Below are 5,282 nucleotides of genomic sequence, written 5' to 3'. Positions count from 1 at the left end.
ATAGCAAGTTGGTCCCACCCCTTCCCATCCCGAACAGGACCGTGAAACAACTCTGCGCCGATGATAGTGCTGCAACCAGTGTGAAAGTAGGTTATCGTCAGGCTAGTTATACTAAAAAGCCCACCAGGTGATCCTGGTGGGCTTTTTTTCGTTCGGAGATATACTCTCAACATGAACGAACACACTGCGAGAGACGTTGTACTGGTACGTGCCATCGAGACCGCCGACCAGAATAAAGAAATTCTCAGCGACGACGATCGCATGTACGCCAGCCGCAGCGCGCGCGAACTCGCGCAATGGCAAGCCTCCGGCAAACAGGCCGAGGTAACGGCCGATGACTTCCTGCAGCAGCGCTCAGAACAAATCCTCAAACGCATCGCTGAACGCACGCCCGCATTTGCCGCCTTCGCCAAACAGCGCCGCAGCTGGAAGGCCTTTTCACTTGCCCTGCCCATCATCGCGCTGCTGCTCGGCGCCGGCCTCGACCGCATCACCGATCCGCACCGCGTCGACTTGCTGTCGGCGCCGCTGTTGTTGATTATCGCGTGGAATATGCTGGTGTATCTGAGCATGCTTGTCTGGCTGTTGCTGCCCGCGCGCCGGCCGGCCTGGCCGATCTCGCGACTGACGCCCAAGCCCGGCTTGCCACGTAAATTGCCGCAAGCGCTGTCGTCGGCCCTGCTGAGTTTTTCGGCCGAATGGATGCAACTGAGCGCGAAGCTCACCGCTGCGCGCCTGAGCCGTACCATCCACCTGAGTGCTGCAATGTTTGCACTCGGCGCACTCGCCTCCTTGTACGCGCGCGGCCTCTGGTCGCAATACTCAGCCGGTTGGGAAAGTACTTTTCTCGATGCCAGCCAGGTGCATGCACTGCTGTCCATATTGTTCGCGCCGGCGGTCGCCATATTTCATCTACAAGACTTTTCGCTTGCCGAGGTTGCGGCGCTGCGCTTCCCGCAAACCACCGCGGCCGAAGGCGGCGCACGCTGGGTGCATTTGTACGCTGCCACCATGTTGTTGCTGGTGGTGTTGCCGCGCCTGCTGTTGGCCGCGCTCGGCAACTGGCGTGCCGCGCGATGGGCGCAGCGCTTTCCGCTGGATCTGGACCAGCCATATTTCCGCAAACTTGGCGGAGGTTTCGGCATCGCGGCAGGCGGCACGCTGCGGGTGTTGCCTTATAGTTTTACCGTTGATGAAACACGCCACAAGGGCTTGGCACAGATCGCCGTCACGCTGTTCGGCGAGCAAGGCTGCCTGATGCTGCGGCCTTCCATCGCGTACGGTGCGGAGCCGCATTTGATCTTGCGAGACGTGGACCTGAGCGTGGACACCACAGCGGTGCTGTTCAATTTATCGGCCACGCCGGAGCAGGAAAATCACGGCGCGTTGCTCGACTATCTGGTAGCGTCGTCACCGCGCGAGGTCATCGCCTTGCTGGACGAATCCGCCTATCTTGAACGCATGGGCGAGCAGGCCGATGCCCGCGCGCGCCTCGCTGAACGCACCGCGCTATGGCAGCAATTTTGCGCCTTTCATCAAGTCAAGACCGAAGTCGTCAACCTGCTGAAGACCCATGGATAGACACCCGCCCATTCAGCTCGCGCTGATCTCGCACACCAACAACGGCAAGACGACGCTGGCGCGCACGCTGATCGGCGTGGATGTCGGCGAAGTGCGCGATGCGGCGCATGTGACGGTCTTCGCCGAATCGCACACGCTGCTTGAGACACCGCAGGGCGATACCTTGCAGCTGTGGGATACGCCGGGCTTCGGCGACTCGGTGCGTCTGCTGAAGCGGCTGGGACTATCGGGCAATCTGATTGGCTGGTTCCTGCGCGAAGTCATCGACCGGCATCGCGACCGGCCATTCTGGCTGAGTCAGCAAGCGTTGCGCGCCGCCAAGGATGCGGCCGATGTAGTGCTCTACCTGGTGAACTCCGCCGAGCCGCCCGAAGACGCCGGCTACCTGCCTGCGGAAATGCAGATCCTGGCATGGCTGGGTAAGCCGGTGCTGGTGCTGCTCAATCAGATGGGGCCGCCGCGCCCGGCAGCGCTGGAGCAAGCGGAGCAGGCCCGGTGGCGCGATCATCTGCGCCAGTATCCGGTGGTGCGTGAAGTGTTGGCGCTTGATGCGTTTGCGCGCTGCTGGGTGCATGAACGGGTCTTCTACGAGGCGGTCGGCAAGCAGCTGAATGAGCAGATGCAAGCGGCGTACGCGCGCCTGCTCGCAGTCTGGGAAGCGAACAATACACAACGCTATGACCAGGCGATGCAATTGCTGGCCAAGCAGCTGGTGCTGGCCGCGCAGGATAACGAGGCTATCGAAGCCAAGGCCCGGAGCGTGCTCAAGTCCGCGCTGCAAGTGGTAGGCATAGGGAAGAATGAAGAACAACAATGCCAGGATCGCGCGATGGCTGCCCTTGTCACGCGCCTGAATCAGGCGACCGCGGAGATGACGCGCGAGCTGCTGATCCTGCATAAGCTTGATCCCGCCGACGCAGTCAAGATCAATGCCAGGGTGCGCGACAATTTTGCGGTACGCGCGCCGATCGACCAGGCGCAGGCTGGCTTGCTGGGGGCGATGATTTCCGGCGCCGCGACCGGCCTGTCGGCCGACCTGCTGTCTGGCGGGTTGAGTCTTGGCGGCGGTGCGTTGCTCGGTGGCGTGGTGGGCGCGCTGACCTTTGCCGGCGCGGCCTGGGGATTCAATTCCAGCACCGATCGCAAGCAGGCCACCATGCAATTTACCGAAGCCTTCCTGCGCACGCTGGTGGTGGCCGGCGTGTTGCGCTATCTGGCGGTCGCGCATTTCGGCCGAGGCCGTGGTGATTTTATCGAAGGCGAGTCGCCGGCATTCTGGCAGAGCGAGGTGGAGCGGACTGTCGCACAACACGATGCGGAACTACTGGCTTTGTGGCGGAGTGTGCGCGCTGACAATGCGGCCGTATCAGCTATCAGCCTGATCCAGCCGCTTGTTCAGCGCATCACATCAGCCACGCTGGCGCGGCTGTATCCAGACATGCAGCGCTAAGCGATTCAGAACTGGTAGCGGGCGCCGAAAGAATAGATCGAAACTTCGCTCTTGCTCAGGTAGGTGCCTTCCAGGCTCAGCGAGAAGTTGCGGTTGAATGCGTAGCGCACGCCAACGCCGATCACCGCATCGGTATCGGTGCGGTCGCTCATCGTGCTGCGGTTTGCTTTCATGCTGGTGCGGCCCACGCCGGCGCGGCCCAACAGGCTGAAGCTTTCGCTCAGTGGTATGGTGCCGATGGCTGCAATGCCGGAGTGCTGGTCGGGGTAGTAGCCCGGTGCAGACACCAGCGCCACGAGAGGGATGAAACTCAGGCTGCGGGTATAGACTTCGAAGCCAAAGTTCGGCGTGTACTGATAGCCGAGCCCGGCGCCGAAGGAAACGTCGTCGCCGTTAGCGGCGTACTTGGAGGTGACCGAAGTGCGGCCGCCGATGATTTCGGCATAAATGCCTGGTTCGAAGCCCGGTCCGGCGAAGGCCGGCGCGGCCGCCGACAGCAGCGTCGCGAGCGCTGCGGCGGTGATCATGGTTTGTCGCATATTGCTCCTGATATGAGGTGGTACTACCGGGGCGAAGTTGACTAATTTTCAATTCCGCCAGTGACCGAATAGTACCCGCATATTATTTTTAAAGCAATCTTGCGGGTTCTGCTGGCTGGACGGCCAGCAGGCGGCGCATGGCGCTGGCTTCTTCCCCGGGACTGCGGCCGAAGAAGCGCTTGAATTCGCGGCTGAATTGCGAGGGGCTTTCGTAGCCGACCTGGGCCGAGGCGGATTGCGCCGTCATGTCGCTGCGCGCCATCAAAAGTCGCGCCTGGTGCAGACGGGCGGACTTCAGGTATTGGATCGGTGAGCAGTGCGTGACCGACTTGAAATGCACATGGAAGGCTGGCACGCTCATGTTTGCTTCGGCGGCCAGCATGCCGACGTCGATGTCGGCCGAGTAGTCGGCATGGATGCGGCGCAGCGCCTTGGCGATCCGGCCGAACTGTCCCTGGTTGGTCAGCGCCGCACGCATGGCGGCACCCTGTTCCCCTATCAGTACGCGGTAGCAAATTTCACGAACAATCGCCGGGCCGAGCACGCGCGCTTCCAGCGGCGAGTTCAAGGCTTCGAGCAGACGCAGCACGGTTTCGCTCAAACGTTCATCCATGCGGGTGGTCATCATGCCCTTGGGCATGGCCGGCACTTCGTTGTCGGTCTGGTCGATGGCGAACATCAGGTCGGCAAGGGTAGTGCGGTCGACCCGGATCGACAGGCCCAGGAACGGTTCCTCCGGTGTGGCGTCGGTGGTGCTGGTGAAGGGCATGGGCACGGCGACCACCAGGTAGTGTTCGGCGTCGAACTGGAGCACGTCGCCGCCAAAGTAGGCGCGCTTGCGGCCCTGAAGTACGATCGCTATGCAGGGATCCGACATGGCCGGGGTTTTGGTCGAGCTGCAATTCGATCGGGTCAGGCGGACATCGTCGAGCGCCGACAGGGTGTAGCCCTCGTTGCGCGCCAACTGTTGATGCAGTGCGATCATGCGTTCCACGTCCGTTCCCTCTCAATGCTGTAATGAATAGGAATGATCCATGATTCCGGGCCTCCTCGCCAGCATGCACACACCGATCTATAGGATTAGGCAATAAGTGCATAGTCGTGTGCATTCGCAGGATGGGCCGGAGTCCGTAAGATGCAGTCTGGTGTTACTGCCATCGAAAGGACCGCATCATGACTGCTACTGTACAAACAATTCGTAAGGTTATCCTGATTGCCGGCGCCAGCCGGGGCTGCGGTCCGGCGACAGCCCGCCAGTTGGCGGGCGAAGGACATCATGTGGTCCTTGGCGCGCGCCGCTCCAGCAAGCTGCACGCGCTGGTCACGGAGATCCGCAGGGCTGGCGGTTCAGCCGAATGGTATGCACTGGATGTGTCCCAGCCGGAAGAGATGCGCGAGTTTCTGGCGTTTGCCGAGGACGTACATAAGCGTGTCGATATTGTCATTAATAATGTTTGACAGAATTACTAGGCCCTTGCTATAGTTCGCCCCCTCGCAGAACACAGCACATGTTGCTGAGTGAAGCGGGAAAAAGTAGAGCTTGACGAGATAAACGAAACACTTCATAATCTTGCCTCTTCGCTGATGAACACAACGCTTCTTCAGCAAGCAGTACCGAATAAGTTCTTTAAAAATTTACAGTCGATAAGTGTGGACGTTTGATGAAAGTGCACACGTTGCTTAGGCAGCGTGAAACTTAAAATATCAAATGT

The 5,282-nt window shown here is 60.5% G+C and carries 5 protein-coding genes and 1 rRNA gene; 4 read left to right on the top strand and 2 right to left on the bottom strand.

Annotated elements, in window-relative coordinates; translation table 11 throughout:
- From rrf to RUGAMON1_RS32405, 3 genes are all read left to right on the top strand, one after another.
- A 5S ribosomal RNA gene (gene rrf, locus RUGAMON1_RS32415) occupies positions 1-103 on the top strand; the annotation flags it as partial.
- Positions 104-171: 68 nt separating this feature from the next.
- Positions 172-1,581 carry a DUF2868 domain-containing protein gene (locus RUGAMON1_RS32410; protein ID WP_445234383.1) on the top strand — a complete coding sequence of 470 codons (1,410 nt, stop codon included), beginning with the start codon at positions 172-174 and terminating at the stop codon, positions 1,579-1,581.
- Positions 1,574-3,031, top strand: coding sequence for a GTPase domain-containing protein (locus RUGAMON1_RS32405; RefSeq protein ID WP_445234382.1), 1,458 nt, complete (start codon positions 1,574-1,576; stop codon positions 3,029-3,031). The genes RUGAMON1_RS32410 and RUGAMON1_RS32405 overlap by 8 nt, the downstream gene beginning before the upstream one ends.
- A 5-nt stretch (positions 3,032-3,036) precedes the next feature.
- Here the strand turns inward: RUGAMON1_RS32405 and RUGAMON1_RS32400 are convergent, their stop codons facing one another.
- Positions 3,037-3,570: an outer membrane beta-barrel protein gene (locus tag RUGAMON1_RS32400; protein WP_445234381.1), complete on the bottom strand. Its 534-nt coding sequence runs from the start codon at positions 3,568-3,570 to the stop codon at positions 3,037-3,039.
- Between the two features lie 88 nt (positions 3,571-3,658).
- Positions 3,659-4,555, bottom strand: a complete 897-nt coding sequence (locus RUGAMON1_RS32395) for an AraC family transcriptional regulator (RefSeq protein WP_445234384.1) — start codon at positions 4,553-4,555, stop codon at positions 3,659-3,661.
- A 188-nt stretch (positions 4,556-4,743) separates the two neighbouring features.
- Here RUGAMON1_RS32395 and RUGAMON1_RS32390 point away from each other — a divergent pair, with 188 nt between their 5' ends.
- Positions 4,744-5,028: an SDR family NAD(P)-dependent oxidoreductase gene (locus tag RUGAMON1_RS32390; RefSeq protein WP_116994085.1), complete on the top strand. Its 285-nt coding sequence runs from the start codon at positions 4,744-4,746 to the stop codon at positions 5,026-5,028.
- Positions 5,029-5,282: the final 254 nt, after the last annotated feature.

It is taken from the genome of Duganella rhizosphaerae (assembly GCF_040364205.1).
Taxonomy (GTDB): domain Bacteria; phylum Pseudomonadota; class Gammaproteobacteria; order Burkholderiales; family Burkholderiaceae_D; genus Rugamonas; species Rugamonas rhizosphaerae.
This window is presented reverse-complemented; position numbering and strand designations above follow the sequence as displayed.

What these genes read in the sequence shown, in the direction of transcription:
- RUGAMON1_RS32410 (WP_445234383.1), top strand. Translation starts at nt 172, where the DNA reads ATGAACGAACACACTGCGAGAGACGTTGTACTGGTACGTGCCATCGAG.
- RUGAMON1_RS32405 (WP_445234382.1), top strand. Translation starts at nt 1,574, where the DNA reads ATGGATAGACACCCGCCCATTCAGCTCGCGCTGATCTCGCACACCAAC.
- RUGAMON1_RS32400 (WP_445234381.1), bottom strand. Translation starts at nt 3,570, where the DNA reads ATGCGACAAACCATGATCACCGCCGCAGCGCTCGCGACGCTGCTGTCG.
- RUGAMON1_RS32395 (WP_445234384.1), bottom strand. Translation starts at nt 4,555, where the DNA reads ATGATCGCACTGCATCAACAGTTGGCGCGCAACGAGGGCTACACCCTG.
- RUGAMON1_RS32390 (WP_116994085.1), top strand. Translation starts at nt 4,744, where the DNA reads ATGACTGCTACTGTACAAACAATTCGTAAGGTTATCCTGATTGCCGGC.